Genomic DNA, 18,665 nt, shown 5'->3' on the forward strand with positions numbered 1-18,665 from the left:
AATGACTATTAGAAGGGAACGGAAATCGTTCCCTTCTTCTTTATACAACATGCAAAAAGAAACTATAATACAGGCTGTTGAAGAAAAAATGGAACAGCTGTTGGCAGAACACCCTAATCATTTCCTGGTAGAAGTGCGTGTAAAGCCCACCAATAATATTAAGGTTTTTATCGATGCAGATGAAGGCGTAAACTTATCAGTCCTCATAGACTATAACCGGAAGCTTTACAAAATATTGGAAGCCGACGGCATGTTTCCCGATGGCGACTTTTCCCTAGAGGTCTCCTCCCCTGGGCTGGATGAACCGCTGAAACTGCGCCGCCAGTACACAAAAAACCTGGGAAGATTTGTAGAAGTTACACTCAACGACAGCACAAAGAAAGAAGGTAAGCTGATCGAAGCCGCCGAAGACGGCATTATCGTCGAAACTGAGACCGGGAAAGGAAAAAAGAAAGAAGTAAAACAGGAATCTGTTTTATTCAGTGATATAAAAACAACTAAAATTCAAGTGAAGTTTTAAGCCTAAAGAGCATAAGGCGAAGGCTGCATACTGTAACCATCAATCCGCTCCTAAAGCAAACTAAATCGTAAATCGTAACTTGTAAATTGTACTTCATATGGCAAGTATCAACCTAATTGAGGCTTTTCAGGACTTTAAAGATGCTGAAAATATAGACCGTCCGACCATGATGCGTGTGGTGGAAGATGTTTTTAAAACATTGCTGCGCAAGAAATTTGGCAGTGATGAGAACTTTGACGTAATTGTAAACGCAGAAAAGGGTGACTTGGAAATCATTCGCCGCCGTATGATTGTTGAAGACGGAGAAGTAATTGATTCCAACGCTGAGATCGCTTATTCAGACGCCGTAAAGATTGAGCCGGACTTCGAAGTAGGTGAAGAACTATATGAAGAAATTGACCTGTACGATTTCGGCCGCAGGGCTATCCTTGCCGCAAAACAAACATTGGCAAGCCGTATTTCTGACTTGAAGAAAAACATTCTTGCTAAAAAATATGCCGACCGCATCGGGGAGATCATCAGTGCCGAGGTTTACCAGGTATGGAAAAAAGAAATCCTGCTGCTGGATGAAGAAAGTAACGAGCTGATCCTTCCTAAAAGCGAACAAATACCCCAGGATTATTTCAAAAAAGGTGAAACCATCCGTGCCGTAGTAAAAAAGGTAGATTTAAAAAATAATAATCCGGTAATTATACTTTCCAGAACTTCACCCGACTTTTTGGCAAAGCTTTTGGAAATAGAAGTACCAGAAATATTCGACGGTCTGATCGTTATCAAGAAGATCGTCCGCGACCCGGGCGAAAGAGCAAAAGTGGCTGTCGAATCTTACGACGACCGTATTGACCCTGTTGGTGCCTGCGTTGGTATGAAAGGTAGCCGGATTCATGGCATTGTACGCGAACTGAAAAATGAAAATATTGACGTCATTAACTGGACATCCAACATCCAATTACTGATTCAGCGTTCTTTAACTCCGGCTAAGGTCACTACAATGGAATTGGAACAGGAAACTAAACATGCAAGTGTTTACCTCAAACCAGACCAGGTTTCTCTGGCTATCGGCCGCCGTGGCGTGAACATCAAACTCGCCTGCGAACTTACTGGTTACGATATTGACGTATTCCGCGACACAGAAGGTGAAGTAGAAGAATTTGATATCGATCTGGAAGAATTCAGCGATGAAATTGAACCTTGGATCATTGAAGAATTGAAACGTATAGGCTGCGATACAGCCCGCAGCGTATTGGATCTTACCCCTGAAGAACTGGAACGCAGAACAGACCTGGAAAGAGTTACAATTGATGAAATAAGAAAAGTTTTACAGGCTGAATTTGAAAAAGGATAAAATATCTAGCTGCTTGAAGGGAGTTAGGTAATTTTACAAAATGGGCACATATCAGGCCCGCATAAAAAGACAATATAAAAATCCACCTTTGTGGCGGATTAGGGTAAAATAATATATGGCAGAAATAATAACACCCAGGTTAATGGCCGCAGCCAAAGAATTCAACATTGGTAAAGATACCCTTGTGGACTTTTTGACGGCAAAAGGTTTTAATAAAGACGACCTGAAACCTACCTCCAAGCTGACAGAGGATATGTACCGTGCTCTGCAGGCTGAATTTCAAAGCGATAAGGTAGCAAAGCTGAAAAGCGTTCAAATCGACTTACCAAAAGGCGCAGCTGCTGATGCTAAACGCAAAAAGGAAGAGGAGGAAGTTGCCTATCGTGATAAGCCTGCTGCTCGCCCGGAAATAATCAAACCGGCGAAAAAAGAAGAGCCTGAACCAGTTGCAGAAGCTGCACCAGCTCCACAACCTGAGCCTCTACCTGCTCCCGAACCAGAGCCAGTAAAGACTGAAACTCCTGACGTTATAAGATTGGAAGCCCCTGAATTGGAAGGGCCCAAGATCGTTGATAAAATAGACTTGTCTCAATTTGATGCGCGTCCTAAAAAGACTGAACCTAAAGAACAGCCTAAACCACAGGTGGAAGAACCTGTTGCAAAAGCTGAAGAAGAAGTTCAGCCTAAGATGGAAGCGCAACCAGAAACACCGTCTACTCCGGAGGTACAGCCTCAACCGGAAATTCAACCGGAAACAACTCCGGAATACAAACCTGAACCTCAGCCTGAGGTTCAGCCAGAAGTTCAGCCTGAGCCTCAACCACTGCCACAGCCTCAACCAGAGACTGAGCCAGTGGCAGAAAGCCAACCTGAACCTCAGCCTGCTCATCAACCACAGGAAGAACCAGTGGCTGAAAGTCAAACAATAGAAGCACCGGAAGTGACACCTCAAGCTCCAGAAGCAACAGAAACAGGGCCGGTAATCGAAAATATTAGGGCTGAAAGAATTGAAGGTCCTAAGATACTTGGTAAAATTCAACTACCGGTAGATAGCGATACCCGTCCTAAACACGACGAAAAAAGGAAACGCAAACGTATTCCTATTGAAAAGAAAGATACAAGAGATACAAGACAAGATTTCCATAAAGGTCAGGGGCAAGGCCAAACTCAAGGACAAGCTCCTGCAGCCAACAGACCTCCTGGCGGTTTCCAAGTGCACAAGCAAGGCCAAGGCGGTGGACAAAGACCTGGCGGACAAGGTCAGGGCCAACAAGGTGGAGGCCGTTTCAACCGCGACCAGAAAGGCAGACCCCAACAAGGCGGTGGCAGATTTGGTACACCTCGCATTGCAGCTAGAGAGGATAAGCAAATTGACGAAAAAGAAATTCAAAGGAAGATTCAGGAAACACAAGCCAAATTGTCTGGTGGTACCGGTAAAGGTAAAAGCCTGAAAGCAAGACTGCGTCGTGAAAAACGTCATGAAATGGCAGACGCTGCAGAAGGTGCTACTGACAACAAGCTGCAGGTAACTGAATTTATTTCTGTGAGTGAGTTGGCCAACCTGATGGACGTTTCATTTGCTGAAGTGATCAGTAAATGTATGGGCCTTGGTATCATGGTATCCATCAACCAGCGTCTCGATGCAGAGGTAATTGAATTGGTAGCCAGTGAATTCGGTTACGACGTGGAATTCATCGACGTGGAAAAACAAATGGAAATGGAGGAAGAAGACGAGGTGGATCACGAAGATCATCTGGAACCCCGCTCTCCAATTGTTACCATCATGGGTCACGTTGACCACGGTAAAACCTCTTTGCTCGACTACATCCGTAGGGCTAACGTAGTTGCCGGTGAGGCCGGGGGTATCACCCAGCACATTGGTGCCTACCAGGTAAACCTGCCAAATGGCAAAGACATCACCTTCCTGGATACTCCTGGTCACGAAGCGTTTACCGCCATGCGTGCCCGCGGTGCCAAGATTACGGATATTGCAGTGATCGTAATTGCTGCAGACGATGCCATCATGCCACAAACCCGCGAGGCCATCAGCCACGCACAAGCGGCCGGCGTACCGATGATCTTCGCGATCAACAAAATAGATAAAGATGGAGCCAACCCTCAAAAGATATACGAACAATTGGCAGGCATGAACCTGTTGGTGGAAGAATGGGGCGGTAAATACCAAAGCCAGGAAATATCTGCCAAAAAAGGTCTCAATGTCGACCTGCTCCTGGAAAAGATATTGCTGGAAGCAGAACTGCTCGACCTGAAAGCCAACCCGAATCGTGAAGCCAGTGGCAGCATCATTGAAGCAACGCTGGATAAAGGCCGTGGCTATGTTGCAACTATCCTGGTTCAGAATGGTTCATTGAATAATGGTGATATTGTGGTGAGCGGTCAGCACTATGGCCGTGTGAAAGCCATGTTCAACGAACGGAACAAAAAGGTGAATGAAGCACCTCCAAGTACACCGGTATTGATCCTGGGCTTGAACGGCGCGCCTCAGGCTGGTGAGAAGTTCAAAGTATACGACGACGAAGCAGAAGCTAAAGAAGTGGCCAACCGCCGTGCGCAAATCCTCCGCGAGCAGGGTATGCGTGCCAAGAAACACATCACACTGGATGAGATCGGCCGCCGCTTGGCATTGGGTAACTTTAAAGAACTGAAAGTGATCATCAAAGGTGACGTGGACGGTTCGGTAGAAGCCCTGAGCGACTCACTGCAAAAACTGTCAACAGAAGAAATCGTGGTGAGCGTAATTCACAAAGGCGTAGGCCAGATCAACGAAAGCGACGTGGTGCTGGCAGAAGCATCTGATGCAGTGATCATAGGCTTTAACGTTCGTCCTTCTATGCAGGCGAACCGCCTGGCAGACGGCGCAGGTATTCAGATTAGAACTTACTCTATCATCTACACCGCCATCGACGAGATCAAGAGCGCGATGGAAGGTATGTTGGAACCAAAAGTTCAGGAAAAAATCGTTGCCAACGTAGAAGTAAGAGAAGTCTACAAATTCGACAAAGTGACCGTTGCCGGTTGTTATGTACTGGATGGTCGGATTAAACGCGACAACAAAGTGCGCGTAATCCGTGACGGTATCGTTGAATATCCGAAAGGAGAAAATCAACAAGCCGAATTAGGCTCACTCAAACGCTTCAAAGACGACGTAAAAGACGTACAAATGGGTATGGAGTGCGGTTTGACGGTCAAGAACTACAACGACCTGAAAGTAGGCGATATCATCGAAGCTTACGAAATCGAAGAGATCAAGCGCACGCTCTAAAAGCCAATAGCATAAATAATCTTTAAATAACAAGGCCTCAGCTTTCAAAAAGTTGAGGCCTTTTTTATGTTCTAAGCATTACGCTGCCTTTTCCTGTTCATCACCAGCAGTTTTTGCATATTACAAGTATTGCATCAACCACTCCTTTGCATCTTTGTCGTTGGTAAAACTTTTCATTGGAATTGGCGGTGGCTTAAACTTGAATAGAATGTTCATGATCAATTGCGCCAATCCTGGTTTCGACACCATAGCCATTGCTTTATAAACATTAGGCAATTGCTCCGTTGAAAACTTCCGGGTTTCTTTATCCGGGACCGGAGAATTGGCCAGGTAAATCAGTAATGGAACTGTTTGGTTGCTTGTAATACGCTTTACCAAAGCTATATTATCCGTAATATTCGCAACCGTCCGTTTAGGACTTTTGGATAACGAAACCAATATGCCATCATCAAACCAATAGGTGGCAATTTCGCCCTCAAATATTTGTCTGTCTTTTGGTGGTGCCATTTCTCTAAACTGTTAGTAAACCCCAAAAGTATGACGACTGTCTTATTTTGCACTGATTGATATTCTTGACCGAGGGGGTTAATGCAAAATAACTTAGTATAGAAACTGGATTATAAACCATTAAAAACATTTTATGCGAACTTTTACTGACGCTCAATTGCATGAGCTAGCCCATAAGCGGGTAGAATTCAGGACTCACTTAATGGTTTATTTAGTGATAAATGCCGCTTTGTGGATAATATGGTATATTACAGGTCAGGGATACCCTTGGCCAGTATGGCCAATGACAGGGTGGGGTATTGGTGTGATTTTTCACTATATGTTCGATTACCGTCAATCAAGATTTCTCTCAGAAGAAGATGAGTATCAAAAATTGAAGAAAAAATTAGAAGAAAACAATCACATCACTCCATAAACAGATGGTCGGCAGCTTATATGCGAGTATCCCTGTTGATAACTACAATATTTCTTAGAGGCATTCTAAATTAATTGTGCGCTCAACACTGATCTGTTCCAGGAAATATTCGTCGTGCGATACAACGATGAGCGTTCCTTTATACTCATTAATGGCTGCAGTCAGAATCTCTATGTTTTGAATGTCTAAATTGTTGGTAGGCTCGTCCAACACAATAATGTCAGGAGCCTGATTGCTAATTGTCAGGCAGCAAAGCATCAACCGCATTTTCTCCCCTCCGCTAAGATTACTGCACGGCTTGTCCCAATAATCTTTTGTAAACAAGAACCGGTTGAGCCGGATCTTGACTTCATGTTCCCGCAAAGCAGAATGATTAAATTGACGCGCCTGCTCGTAAACATTGAGCATATTGTTAATCAACGAATAATCCTGGTCAATGTACACTACCTTATTGTCTGCCCTTACTACTGTACCAACCTTTGGCTCTAATTCACCTATAAAAACTTTAATTAAAGTCGTTTTGCCCGACCCATTCAATCCTTTCAATGCGATGCGCTCTCCGCTTCTAATCTCAAAGCTCAAGGGTTGCCTCCACAGGACCTCCTCACCATAACCATAGTTAATATCCTTTGCCGTAATCAATATTTTGCCTTTGTGAAGTGTAGAATCGTCAAAGCCAAACTTCATTTTGTCCATATCTGGCAACTCCTTTTTCAATTCGTTCAGCTCTTGTGAAATAGATCCCACTTTTTCAGCATGAACACCTTTCAATCGGGATGTACTCTTTTCTGCATTGTTTCTAAATGTGTTCATAGATATGGTAGGAAGCCCGGCTTTTTCCTGTTTCTTCTTGCCTCGGGCGTCCAATTTTTGCTGCCGCTCAGCCGTTTCCCGCTCAACCTCCTTCGCTTTGCGCAATGCTTTTTCTTTACTCCTGACATCCTGGTTCAACGCATTGACCTCGATAGCCTTCTGCTCTGTATAAAAATTATAATTGCCGCCATATACAACAATGCCACCCTTGCTTAACTCACAAACCGAATCAAGCAGATGAAGCAATTTCCGGTCATGACTCACCACAATCATAGTGTTTGAACTAGACTTTATAAACTCATAAAGTAAATGCCTTCCTGAAGTATCCAAATGATTGCTCGGCTCGTCCAATAAAACGATTTCTGGTTGATGAATGGAAATGCCGGCAAGGAAAACCTTTGTCTTTTGTCCGCCACTCAGGGTTTTCATTTTCTGCCCCAGATCAAAACCATCAATCCCCCAATAAGCCAATGCTTCCCTGCAACGTTCTTCTATGTTCCAATCATCGTTCAGCAATGTCAGGTTTGCTTCAGTAACATGACCATCAAGTATTTCTTTCAATGCCTTTAATCGATCCTCGATACCCAGTGCCTGCGCAATAGTAAGATCGTTGTACTGCCCGAAAAGTTGTGGAACATAATATGGCCTTGAGTCCGTACATACGATACCCGTTGAAGGTGAAAAAACACCCGCAATGATTTTAAGAAGGGTAGATTTTCCCGCACCATTATTACCAATCAAGGCAATTCTATCATGTCGGTTGAAAGCCAGGTTAATATTATCAAACAATAATTCCTTGTTGGGATGTATATAAGAGAGATTCTGAAGAATCAACATAATTCCTTTCTTTAGAAGTAAACATTAATTGCCAACGACTTTGCGTAGGCCTCTGTTTGTAATTGGAAAGAAATTATATTCTACATTAATCTTTTTAGTTGAGAACGCAAACTTAAGGAAACTTTTGCTTATGTATAACCTGCATTAAAGCAGTTTCCTGTTCATATTATTTCAACCAATACTTGATCATCAAAAAAAGTATGATCAAAAAAATACCAATAAGAGAGACAATGAACAGATACTCTGCAATGCTTTCACACAAGAATTCCATTTTTTCATTTTTTGTTCTAATTGAAATGAATGAAAAGGTAGAAGAAAGGGTGAGCAGCAAAGCTATAAGAGAAGTTAATTCATCAATGATCGTATTTGCAGTACTGTTGGTAAAGTGCAACGATGTAAGAACAATTAAACAAAACCCAAGCAAATTTGCAGCTGTTCCTAAAATGTGTGGAGAAGTCCTATTGCCATTTCCATATTTACTCGTTTTGGGCTCCTTTTTGGCATATTCAACATTCTGGAAGCTTTCCGAAAGATCTTGCCGTCTCATAAATTAAAATTCAATAAATTTAAAGAAACAGTTCCATACGTGCCTCCCGTTCATCAACTTGCCGCCATTCTGTTTGCCGACATTGCCGGTAACACGATGCTTATGGACACAGATGAAAAACGGGCATCTATTTTAATGAAACATTATCATCATGAACTGAACAGGATTGTTTCATTACATGGAGGCAAAGTACTAAATGATAACGACGATAGTAACCTGTGTATTTTCCCAAGTGCGACTGATGCAGTAAACTGTAGTATAGAGCTACATAGAGCGTTGCTATTTGAACCCGCTGTTCCCCTGAAAATCAGTCTGCACATCGGCGAAATATTTCTTGAAAATGATAAAGCCACAGGCGATGCAGTAAAGATCGCCGCACGTATTCAAGCCCTTGGCCAGGAAAACACCATCTTACTTTCAAAAGAACTTTTTGATAAGATCAAAAATCACCCTGAGTTCAAAGCAGTATCTCTTGGTCGATTCTATTGTGAAGAAATTGATGAAACCATTGAAGTTTTTGCACTCACAAATGAAGGATTATGGGTGCCAAAGCGGCAAAACCTCATTGGCAAACTAAAAAAGCTAAGTACACTAGTTCGAATATTAATGATTGCTGCTTTATTAATTGGCGTACTTGCAGCCGCACTCTTTTTATCTAAACAATTTTTGAATAAAGCGCCCCTTTCAACAAAAGAAAATTCAATTGCAATCCTCTACTTTGCCAATATGAGTGGTGATCCTAAACAGGAATATTTCTGTGATGGAATTACTGAGGAAATCATCACAAGACTCTCTATGATCAGCGGATTAAGAGTGAAAAGTCGTACTTCCGTTTTACAGTACAAAAATGATAAGAAGACAGCAAAAGAAATAGCCAGGGAATTAGGTGTGAGTAATATTCTGGAAGGAAGCATCAGGAAAGAAGGCGATAGTATCCGCATTACAGTTCAATTGATTGATGCAAAAAATGATGAACACGTTTGGAGTGAAAACTATGACAGGGAATTAAAAAACATCTTTGATCTACAATCCGATATTGCGCAACATGTCGCTGAAAAATTTGGAATGAAGCTATCAAATGATGACCGGAAAGAAATTACCACATCTCCCACTCAAAATACGGAAGCCTATGACAAGTATTTACAGGCACGCAACCTTACTTTTATAGAAACAGGCTTAGGCGGAGAATACAGCAACACCCAAAAGGCAATCGCCCTTTTAAAACAAGCAATTCAAATAGATCCGACTTTTTCTGATGCTTATGCCTTATTGAGTAAAAACTATTCATATTACAGTCCTGTCGCTCCATATTCAATGCAAATACCAGATTCAGCTTTATTAATGGCAAAGAAAGCCATTCAATATGGACCGGAAAGAGAAAATGGATTTGAAGCACTTGCATATGCATATTTCAGAAAAGGCAATTTAGATGAAGCATTAAAATGGCTACTCAAATGCCATGAACTGGTGCCTTATTCTACCGTTGGAACTTCCGCAATTACTGATATCGTGGATATTTACCTGAAGAAAAACAAGTATGGAACGGCTATGGAATGGCTTTTGAATGCCATAAAATATGATCCGAAAGAAATAAAAAACTATATAAAAAAGGCTGAGGTCTTTGAACGCCTTGGCTTATTAGATTCTGTGAAGCACAACATTGATTTAGCAAAAAGAATGAGGCCTGAAAAAGCAAATGCCGAGCTTTTTGATGCCTTAATTTACCTTTATTTCGGATGGAATTATGAAGACTATAGACATCTGGTTAAATCTGCTTTGCCAAATGATGAGAAAGAGATAGCCTATCAACTGGGCATATTTTATTTGTTTCATAGAGACTGGAGAAAGGCAAGCTCATTATACCCTATTTCATCAAACCCGGATGATATGGATGCAGGCCTGGTTAATATACATTTAGGAAATAAAGCAGAGGGAACACAATTTCTCAACAAAGCAATAGAACATAGAAAAAATGTAAAGGGCTCATTAACTGCCGACCATTTTTATGATATCAGCCGGTGTTACGCTGCATTAAAAGATCCCATGTATGCCGGATACCTGGATAAAGCAATTGAAATGGGATGGCACAATTATGCTTTCTTTACACATGATCCTTTTTACGACTTTGTAAAAGACGAACCGGAATTTAAAAGGCTGCATCGCCGCATCACTGAAAGGAATGAACTGTTCAAAGCAGAAGTGAACGCTGTTTTGAAAAAATTTTACGGCTACTAGAAAATACGGCTACTAGAAAAGTGGTAATGAGATTACGATTTCAATTGCCCTTGAATGGCAATTGCCCTTGCCTTCAGCTTAATTAAACCGTCAAATTCAATTGGCATCTTCTTCTGAATAGCTGATTTTAATTGCTCTTGAGTTTCTGGACTTAGTAATGCCAAATAGCTGGGTGCAGGTCCTTGTCCCCCTAAGAAGGGATTCCAAAAATCATCAAAGTTTTTAAACACTGTAGCTATATCCAGGTAGGAGGATTCAACATCTATCAGATCAGCTTCTTCAAATATTTGATGTAATTGTTCTGTATTACAAATTGGAAAACGAACGCCCTCATCAAATTTGTAACCTTCTGTGTCAATCTCCCGGACTGTATCCCAAAATAATCTTAAAAACTCCATCTTGCCTGAATAGTCCCAAACATAGGCTGCGATTGTCCCTCCTGGCTTTACAACTCTTTTCATTTCAGAAAATGCACTGATAATGTCAGGAAAAAAATTGAGTGCAAGCCCAGAGACAACAATATCAAATGTGTTATCCGATATTGGAATATTAGATGAGCTCCCAATATAGAAATCGGTTTTGGGCAAGTTTTTTTCTTTTGCCTTTGATAAGAATTCTGATGACGTATCAACACAAGACAAACGATCTGGCTTGCAGGAATTGGATATAGCTTCACTTAAAGCACCCGTTCCACACCCAAGGTCAAGCCAGGACTTGTGATAAGGAAAATTAAGCCATTGAAGAAATACATCTGCCATTAGTGTACTCCACCTCCCCATAAAATATTCATATGAGTCGCCACTATTCCACTTGTCGGTTATCCTTTTCATTTTTGATGAATATTATTTACGAGTATTAGATATCAGAAACTTGTCCAACAGTTATTGTGGCAATAATCAGTTTAATTACGCACTAAGTTAAGGTCGTACCAATGGGCAGGTCATCTCAATTTAATTTATAAAAGTAGTTTTTGTCTTCCATAATCCGCCTGCAATACTGACACCGGGTACAGCCAAAACCATTGAAGCACTAGCTAGTTTGGTAACAGAAGTTAAGAATTCTCTTCTTCCATAATTGATATAATAACTTTTATTCTCCATAAGACTTGTTTATTTTAATCGTAGTGCTTTCACCTAATTATATGAAGTTTCAATTTGAACACCTTTGCTAATCGTTTGATAAACCACACAAAATCTTTCTGTGAGCTTTTCTAAACTTTCAATCTGTTCAGCAGTTGCATCAGAATCAAATTGAAAATGAAGACGAATACTTTTAAATCCAACAGGCACTTCTTTGGAAACACCTAAAGTTCCGCGAAAATCTATATCTCCTTCTGCATATATTTTTCCATTTCTTATTTCTATTCCAATTGCAGTTGCTACCGCTTTTAATGTAACACCAGCACATGCGACCAATGCTTCTAGTAACAAATCTCCAGAGCATGCAAGTGAACCATCGCCACCAGTTGCAGGATGCAAACCAGCTTTAACTAATGCACGGCCAGTTTCAACTTTACAAGCAATCCCTTCTCCTATATTTCCTTGAGCTTTCAAAGTAATGATTGCTGATCCAGGTTCAGTTTTATATTTTTCCTTAAGAGGCGCTTGTAAATTTCTTAATTCTGTGGCGTTCATAATGAGTTACACTTACTGGTTAAAGTTATAAAGTTTCAAAGAGAGTTGAAAGTTGACTTTGGCTATTAATCACCTTAGTTAAAGCATAAGACATAAAGTCCACCTTCTTCAACTTCAAAGATTTCATCAAATATGGTAGGAAAATGTAGCGGAGTTAGTAAAGTCTTCAAAGTCATCCTCTGTGTTTGTCTACTTTCAAGGTATAATAATTACTGGCCCGTTGATCAGTATCGTGGTAAATCCATGGTCGCCTAAAAAATGATACTTTCACCGTACGAACTAAAATGAATAGGTAAAGTAATTGTATAAAGAAAAGCTTCGGATGAGCATTGGAAAAGGCTCAATTGAAGAAGAAAGGAAGATCTTCATGAAAAACTTAAGCGAAATAACATTCAGGAATGATTTTGTTGAAAATTTCCCGGGTGATGATACCGGCAGCACGCAGCCAAGGCAAACTCCAGGGATGTTTTATAGCAAAGCTTTGCCTACGCCGGTAAATAAGGTCGCACTACTGGCCTGGAGTGATGAATTGGCAGAAGAACTGGAGTTATCAAAACCTGCTTCACAAAAAGAAATTGATATATTGGGTGGTAACGAGGTCACACCTTCCATGTATCCCTATGCAGCTTGCTACGCAGGTCACCAGTTTGGAAACTGGGCAGGACAGTTGGGCGATGGCCGGGCGATTACGCTGGGCGAACTGGTTACTTCAAAAGGTCAGAAATGGGAGTTGCAGTTAAAAGGCGCGGGATCAACAGCTTACAGCCGAATGGCAGATGGGAGAGCCGTGTTGCGGTCCTCTGTCAGGGAATACCTGATGAGTGAAGCAATACATCATCTTCGTATACCTACCACTAGGGCTTTGAGTTTGGTGAGCACGGGCGAACCCGTTTTACGTGATATGTTTTACGATGGACATCCGGCTTATGAACCCGGAGCCATAGTAATGCGGGTGGCCCCAAGTTTTCTGCGCTTCGGCAATTTTGAAATTTTCGCAGCAAGAGGCGAGCTCGATAACTTAAGAAAGCTAGTTGATTGGACAATAGAAAAATATTATCCTCATCTCCAGGGTCAGGACAGGGTGATCAGCTGGTACAAAGAAATGGTTGACCGCACAGCGAGGCTGATGGTGGAGTGGATGAGAGTTGGTTTTGTGCATGGAGTGATGAACACCGATAACATGTCTATTCTTGGATTAACCATCGATTATGGTCCTTATTCGTTTGTTGATAATTATGATCCTTCCTTTACACCCAATACAACCGATTTGCCGGGCAGGAGATATGCCTTTGCACGACAGGCAGCGGTAGCCAAATGGAACCTTGGCTGTTTGGGAGGCGCTATCCTTCCATTATTATCCGGAGAAGAGGAGTTGATTAAGGTCGTTGATAGTTACGATGATGTTTATTGGACGGCGTTCTATTCCATGATGGGAAATAAGATCGGATTGGATGGAGTAAGGCCCGATGATATCTCGCTGATTACTGAACTGGAAAAGATGATGGCTACTGTGCAACCGGATATGACAATATTTTACCAGCTTTTAAGCCACCTTCCTGCAGAAACTAAAAACAAAGAAGAAGTGTTGCAACATTTCGGAGAAAGTTTTTATCAGAAACTTTCACAAATACAATCGGATTTAATCTTCAATTGGATTCAACGCTACCGGGAAAGGAAAAAGACAAATACCATAAGCCCTGAAGAGTCAGTAAAACGTATGCAGGAGAATAATCCCCGTTTCATTTTACGGAATTATTTGCTTCACCAGGCAATTGAAGACTTGGAAAAAGGAGATGATAGCCTATTTGTAAAACTGCAGCAGGCTATGAAAGAACCTTATTCAGCAAAACACGATGAGTTCTTTCAAAAGCGCCCATCTTGGGCTAGCCAAAAGGCAGGCTGTTCCATGTTAAGCTGTAGTTCTTAAATTGCTTACCTTATCAACACAACATTCCCTTTTTTTGAAATGATCCTGCCGGTATAATCAATCCCCTGTACCATATAAACAAAGTTGCCTGTTGGTTGTTCCTGGCCGGAGACCCTGCCATCCCAGCCTTTACCACCTTCACTCGTACTGAAAATAAGCTGGCCCCAGCGATTATAAATTCTGAAAAAATTCAGTTGCTTGATGCCCACAAGAATAGGACGTATCACATCATTGTGAGTATCCCCATTCGGAGTAAATCCGGAAGGAACAAAAATTTCCGGGCCAGTTTTAAAAACTTTTACGGAAATATTATCCTCACTATAACATCCAATGGCATTGGTGGCTCGTACAATATAGGTGATCGACCCAGCCTCTATTGATGAATTTAAAGTAGCAATCGGATTTTGAACAGTTGTAGAACTCAAACCCATGGCCGGCGACCACGTGAATTGGTAAGCACTGGGATTATTAATAGTTGCGTTTAATTGAAGCGGCTGATTGGCTACAATCATTGTATCATTTCCTGCAAAAACTTGAACACGGGGTGCTACATTTACATGAAATGTATCAATCAACGCATTAGGACAACCGTTATTATACACTGTAAGAATATAATTAGTAGTTGATATGGGTGATGCAGTTGCTTGAATATGGAAAGGAAGCGAACTAATGTTTCCATTACCTTGGTTGGTTAATGTACCAGCAGGGCTCCATGTATAGGAAGCGCCCTTATTGATGGTAACGTTCAACGGCGCAGTTTTCCCATAGCAAATAAAAACAGAATCGGGATTAATAGCAACACTAGGAAATTCTGCGTTCAACAAATGAACTGAAGCAACAGAACTGGTATCGGCAGGGCAAACACCACTCTTGACAATAACCCTGTAATAAATATCAGAACTAATTCTATTTGTATTGAATGTAGAATCGGTTTTTACTGGTAAAAAATTAGTCCAGTTCAACTGGTCAAATGATTGCTGCCAGTTGGCAACACCTCCTGTATTCCCTTTTAATTGAAATTTGCTGTTGCTGGTTTGTCCAATACAAATATTTGTATTGTCCGGGCTTAAAGTACCACCCACACTTTTGGGATCAACGATTATGCTTGCAGCCTTACTCGTATCAACATTGCATTCACTTCCGTTTTGTACAATTGCTTTATACATTGTAGTGCTCGTCAGGTTTTGTGCTGTATAATTTGTACCTGTATTAGAAATAGCATTCCATTGATTACCATCAGTTGAGTACAGCCACTTTAAAATATTGCCAACCGATCCATTTAATGCCAATTGAGTAGTGTTTGTCCCGGTGCAAACCGATGAATTACTGAGGACCTGCCCAGCCACAGTTGGCGGTGTGACCGAAACAGGAAAAACATCTTTCAGGTCGGCACAACCATTTACTTCACGTACCGAGATATTTCCACTTGTGGTCCCTGGTGTTACTTTAATAATATTGGTATTGCTCCCCGAATTGATGGTCCATCCCTGTGGTACAGTCCAGCTATAAGTGGCGCCGGCTAATGCAGGCACCGAATAGGTAGTAGTCACATTTGCACAGGCTTTTGTATTGCCACTAATCTCAAGTCCGGCGCAGGTGTTACGCAACGCAACATAAGCATAAGCAAAATGAGCACCAGGTAAACAGTTGTCGGCTTCAAATGTCAGGTTTACCTGCTGTCCACGGTAAGGCGCTAAATCAAAAGTTACTTCTGTCCACCCCTTTGTCCATACATCATACAAAAGTGTTCCGGCATTATTTTGCGTGCCCGCATGTGACAGGAATGGAAGATCACTAAGGTAAAAACCGTTTGCCAAGGCTTTGGCAGTATCCAATGTTGCCCCGGTGCCGCTGCCATTGCCCCCGTTGTTATTGGTAGCATTATCAAGTGTAGGAAGATAATACTTAGGAGAAGCACAGTCAATGACATTTCCGCTCACACTTAAGGTAGCCTTGAACATGGGCTGCTCATTCGAATTATGTGTGCCATTTTCCAGTACCATAGCATAGGCATAAGTCATGGTATAAGGTTCCGAAGTCGAACCTGCAGGCACATTGATGTTATAAGTTATTGACCTGCTAAATCCGCCAGGGTTTGGTATATTGGCACGAAGATCATAGGATGTAGCCGTAGAACCGAGTTGCACGGAATAGTTATAGGAATACCCATTGATAGTAGGAATGGTGGGAAACTTTCCAAAAGGATCTGTGGAAGAAGAGGTGATTACTTTGATACCGTTTGTTGAAATATTGTATTCTTGAATAGTAGAAACACCGCTATTAGGGGCGGGAAAATTTTGACTCGCCCCATTCAACAGGCCGGTTTTAGCCGACCAGAATGATAGATCTCCTGTTGCAAAATTAACATTTGCCGGACAGGCTTGTGTTTGACTACAGGCTGTAGAATAGTTGAATATACCCACAATACAAAGCAGCCACACCATCAATTTATAATACATAAGCAGGGGATAGTATAATTTTCACTTGGACGTCAAGTTAAAGCACGAGTTTAAGAAACACAACTACTATAACAGTTTATTGGGAATAATTATGATTATGTTGTGAGACGCTCATGCGACAGGTCTTCTGCTTTGCTGCTATCACGCTCTAAGCCCTCGGTACTGAATTCCAGGTATGCATTCACGCCACCGCCCTCATCGGTACTCAATTCCATGTTCCCATTCAAAGCACTGATACGTCGTTTGAGTGATTCCAGTCCCATGCCACTGGATTGCGCAGGCTGCTTGGTAAGCCCAATGCCATTGTCCTCGATGGAAACGGAGAGCACAGTCTCCTGTATACTTAATTGTACTGTGGCTTCGGTGGCTTTGGAGTGTTTGAAAATATTATTGAGTAGTTCCTGCACAATGCGGTAAACTGATAATTCAAAACTGCCGACAAAACGTTGTTCCTCACCAATAAAAAAGTAATGGACCTGCAGTGATGTACTGCTGATATTGGTGCAATAACGCTGAAGAGCCCGGTCCAGGCCGTGTTGTAGCAAGACTTCCGGCATCAGGTTGTGCGAAGTCTTGCGCACTTCTGCAGTGGCCTCGTCCAGGAGCTCAGTGGCTTTTGTATAGCCTGCCGATGCTCTTTCACCCCCACTTGACGACAAATGCATCTTTACCGCAGCCAGCATGCCGGCAACTCCATCGTGCAGGTCTTTGGCAATGCGACTCCGCTCTTTCTCCTCACCCTGCATCAGCGCTTGTAACAACTGGATCTCTTTTTCCTGCTGCAACGCCCGTAATTGACTTTCATGGAAACGGCGTTTGTTCCTGTATTGCACATAAATCAATGTAGCCACCAGTAAGGCAACAATGGAACTCACCAACCCTAAAAGCGCTTGCTGCCGGCTCTTTTGCAATAAAAGTTCCTTTTGTGCCAGTTCTTTTTCTTTTTGCGCGGTTTGGTATTTGGTCTCTTTTTCCGCTATGATATGGTTGTTGGCAAGCTGGATCACCGAATCCTTAAGGCGAAATCGATTTTCAAGATGTTGATAAGCAGCCTTATAATCACCAGTTTTAAAATAAGCGTTGGCCAATTCTTCTTCGATGTCACTTTTGTATTTGAGCGCACCATCCTCTGCCACCCCATTGTAGGCATTTTCCAACAGCTGAATCACCTCCTTGTATTCGCCCTTCCTGGCCAAAGCCAGGGCCAGCGAATGAGTGGCTTTGAAAATGCGATAGTCGCTATTTGCCACATTTGCACACTGTAACGCCTTTCGCAGCATGAGCACCGCAGAGTCTATCCTATCAAGCGTATATAAGGCATACCCATAACTTTGATACCCGGCAGCCAGGTGAAAATTATCTTTAGTGGCCTTGCTCAATTCCAATACTTCTTTCCCGACGTTCAAAGCCTCATTTTCTTTCCCCATTGCCGTCAACAAATCTGACAAGTTATTTAAAACATCTACCAGTTCGGAAGTGTCTTTTGCCTGCCTGCAAATGTTCTCTGCTTTTCTTAAATAGGTTAAAGCCTTCGCATTATTTAAAAATAAATCAGAGTAAGTGCCTGCAAAGTTGTTGTATTGAATCGCTAATGAATGTAGAATATCCTTCCGTGACGCAGAAGAAGATTGCAGCAGTTTCTCCAGAATGGCGACAGCTGCTAACCTGGCGTCTACCGCCCGGTCGCCTTGCCCGGTCGATTCGTATATATCAGCCATATTGCCAAGGCATTTCGCAATCCCCCTATCATCCTTGGCCTGACGGTAGAAAATAATCGCTTTGTTGTATAGATTGGCAGCAGAAGCATGTTTGCCCGCTTCAAGATCAATAAAAGCAAGATAAGAATAGCCTGTTGCTATCCCCTTGGCATACTGAAGACCCTGACTGGTCTTCAGCAAGGCTGAAGATGCCTGCCGTGACAAATCCTTATCCTGGTGCACCATTTTTTTGGCAAACGCCGATAACTGCTGCACTTTTATGGTGTCGTCCTTTAGCGAAAGGAGTTTTGTTAATTCGTCATCCTGGGCTCGAACAGCCGTTTGTGCAAAAAGAAAAATGGGTACAAAAACAAAAAATTGCAATAAATAGGGGTGAATTGATTTCATGGCTTGTATGGTAAAGTTAAAAAAAAAGAGCCGGCACT

The 18,665-nt window shown here is 42.0% G+C and carries 14 protein-coding genes; 7 read left to right on the forward strand and 7 right to left on the reverse strand.

The window, feature by feature from the left end; genetic code table 11:
* Window position 1 precedes the first annotated feature (1 nt).
* From OCK74_RS16375 to infB, 3 genes are all read left to right on the forward strand, one after another.
* A complete protein-coding gene (locus OCK74_RS16375) occupies window positions 2–520 on the forward strand; it encodes an LSm family protein (protein WP_279298137.1) in 519 nt (172 codons plus the stop codon).
* Between the two features lie 97 nt (window positions 521–617).
* On the forward strand, window positions 618–1,865 hold the full coding sequence (nusA, locus tag OCK74_RS16380; RefSeq protein WP_279298138.1) for a transcription termination factor NusA: 1,248 nt from the start codon (window positions 618–620) through the stop codon (window positions 1,863–1,865).
* A gap of 115 nt (window positions 1,866–1,980) precedes the next feature.
* Entirely contained in the window at window positions 1,981–5,148 is a 3,168-nt protein-coding gene (gene infB / locus OCK74_RS16385; protein ID WP_279298139.1) for a translation initiation factor IF-2, read from the forward strand.
* Between the two features lie 120 nt (window positions 5,149–5,268).
* On the opposite strand, the gene OCK74_RS16390 is transcribed toward infB, so the two are convergent.
* Window positions 5,269–5,655, reverse strand: a complete 387-nt coding sequence (locus OCK74_RS16390) for a DUF7793 family protein (RefSeq protein WP_279298140.1) — start codon at window positions 5,653–5,655, stop codon at window positions 5,269–5,271.
* Between the two features lie 133 nt (window positions 5,656–5,788).
* Here OCK74_RS16390 and OCK74_RS16395 point away from each other — a divergent pair, with 133 nt between their 5' ends.
* Window positions 5,789–6,070 carry a 2TM domain-containing protein gene (locus tag OCK74_RS16395; protein ID WP_279298141.1) on the forward strand — a complete coding sequence of 94 codons (282 nt, stop codon included), beginning with the start codon at window positions 5,789–5,791 and terminating at the stop codon, window positions 6,068–6,070.
* 54 nt (window positions 6,071–6,124) lie between these two features.
* Here the strand turns inward: OCK74_RS16395 and abc-f are convergent, their stop codons facing one another.
* The gene (gene abc-f, locus OCK74_RS16400; protein WP_279298142.1) at window positions 6,125–7,720 is read right to left on the reverse strand and encodes a ribosomal protection-like ABC-F family protein; all 1,596 of its coding nucleotides are present in this window, start codon (window positions 7,718–7,720) and stop codon (window positions 6,125–6,127) included.
* 200 nt (window positions 7,721–7,920) lie between these two features.
* Here abc-f and OCK74_RS16405 point away from each other — a divergent pair, with 200 nt between their 5' ends.
* Window positions 7,921–8,274, forward strand: a complete 354-nt coding sequence (locus OCK74_RS16405) for a hypothetical protein (protein WP_279298143.1) — start codon at window positions 7,921–7,923, stop codon at window positions 8,272–8,274.
* Between the two features lie 95 nt (window positions 8,275–8,369).
* Window positions 8,370–10,502, forward strand: a complete 2,133-nt coding sequence (locus OCK74_RS16410) for a hypothetical protein (RefSeq protein ID WP_279298144.1) — start codon at window positions 8,370–8,372, stop codon at window positions 10,500–10,502.
* 32 nt (window positions 10,503–10,534) lie between these two features.
* Here the strand turns inward: OCK74_RS16410 and OCK74_RS16415 are convergent, their stop codons facing one another.
* The 3 genes from OCK74_RS16415 to OCK74_RS16425 all read right to left on the reverse strand — a co-directional run bounded on the left by OCK74_RS16415 (window position 10,535) and on the right by OCK74_RS16425 (window position 12,136).
* Window positions 10,535–11,332, reverse strand: a complete 798-nt coding sequence (locus OCK74_RS16415; RefSeq protein ID WP_341483201.1) for a class I SAM-dependent methyltransferase — start codon at window positions 11,330–11,332, stop codon at window positions 10,535–10,537.
* 120 nt (window positions 11,333–11,452) lie between these two features.
* A complete protein-coding gene (locus OCK74_RS16420; protein WP_279298145.1) occupies window positions 11,453–11,602 on the reverse strand; it encodes a hypothetical protein in 150 nt (49 codons plus the stop codon).
* A gap of 33 nt (window positions 11,603–11,635) precedes the next feature.
* Complete coding sequence (locus OCK74_RS16425; protein ID WP_279298146.1) at window positions 11,636–12,136, reverse strand: OsmC family protein; 501 nt, start codon at window positions 12,134–12,136, stop codon at window positions 11,636–11,638.
* 322 nt (window positions 12,137–12,458) lie between these two features.
* On the opposite strand from OCK74_RS16425, the gene OCK74_RS16430 reads away from it, so the two are divergent.
* A complete protein-coding gene (locus tag OCK74_RS16430) occupies window positions 12,459–14,063 on the forward strand; it encodes a protein adenylyltransferase SelO (protein WP_279298147.1) in 1,605 nt (534 codons plus the stop codon).
* A gap of 5 nt (window positions 14,064–14,068) precedes the next feature.
* Here the strand turns inward: OCK74_RS16430 and OCK74_RS16435 are convergent, their stop codons facing one another.
* Window positions 14,069–16,522, reverse strand: a complete 2,454-nt coding sequence (locus tag OCK74_RS16435) for a T9SS type B sorting domain-containing protein (protein WP_279298148.1) — start codon at window positions 16,520–16,522, stop codon at window positions 14,069–14,071.
* Window positions 16,523–16,617: 95 nt separating this feature from the next.
* On the reverse strand, window positions 16,618–18,627 hold the full coding sequence (locus tag OCK74_RS16440; protein ID WP_279298149.1) for a tetratricopeptide repeat-containing sensor histidine kinase: 2,010 nt from the start codon (window positions 18,625–18,627) through the stop codon (window positions 16,618–16,620).
* Window positions 18,628–18,665 lie beyond the last annotated feature (38 nt).

This window comes from Paraflavisolibacter caeni, assembly GCF_025628885.1.
Taxonomy (GTDB): domain Bacteria; phylum Bacteroidota; class Bacteroidia; order Chitinophagales; family Chitinophagaceae; genus Flavisolibacter; species Flavisolibacter caeni.